We start from the raw sequence: 863 nt of genomic DNA on the forward strand, positions 1-863 counted from the left end.
GATCGGGTCGGGCGGGCACGTCTCGTCGTAGCGGGGCCGCGCCCCGGAGAAGACCGCGTCGCTGGAGACGTGCACCAGCCGCCCGCCGGTCCGCGCGACGGCCACGGCCACGTGCGCCGCCCCGTCCGCGGTGACCGCCCAGTCGTCCTGCCGGTAGGCCGCGTTGATCGTCACGTCGGGCCGGAACGCCTCCAGCGCCGCGCACACGCCCTCCCGCGAGCGCAGGTCGACGGGCAGCCACGCGACGCCCGCACGCCCCGGTGGCGGGGTCGAGAAGCAGGTGGCGCCCACGTCGTGACCGGAGGCCGCGCAGAGCCGTACGAGCTCGCCGCCCAGGAATCCCGTGCCGCCCGCGATCAGCACTTTCATGGACGGCCACGATACTCGGCCGACGGAAGTCGCACATTTGCTCGTTTACCGCGAAAAAGTGGCATTAGTTGATGACGTCGTCCCAGACAGGCCGTATCCCGGGGGCCGAAAAGACGCCGAAATATCCGGCCCGCGACCGCCCGCGCGGGCGGTATCGGCCGCGCCACAGGGCCTCCAGGCCCCGACCGAGGGGAGTGCGCGAACCGGGAAGCGCTTCCCCAGAAATGGCGAGAATATGCCGACTAAACACCCTGAATAACGAGAATCCGATGGGGTGGCGCCATTTACCGGACCCCGCCGTCGCGCGAACCGCCCGCGAAATCGGGCCCTAACCGGCCGTCCTTTTCGTCGTGATCCGGTCCGTGCCGAACCGGCCCTGCCCGCCGAACGCCGCCACGCCCCGCAGCAGCCGCACCGCCGCCTCCAGCCCGCTCGCCGCCTCCAGCGCCCGCCCGGCCGCCGTCGCGTACCGGCCCAGCAGATGCTCCTCCCCG

At 72.2% G+C, this 863-nt stretch carries 1 protein-coding gene; it reads right to left on the bottom strand.

Features of this window, described 5'->3' with window-relative positions; translation table 11 throughout:
- Nucleotides 1-369: sugar nucleotide-binding protein (locus tag C1J01_RS48385; RefSeq protein WP_146616059.1), on the bottom strand; the 369-nt coding region annotated here is incomplete at its 3' end.
- Nucleotides 370-863 lie beyond the last annotated feature (494 nt).

This window comes from Nonomuraea aridisoli, from assembly GCF_003236395.1.
Classification (GTDB): Bacteria; Actinomycetota; Actinomycetes; order Streptosporangiales; family Streptosporangiaceae; genus Nonomuraea; species Nonomuraea aridisoli.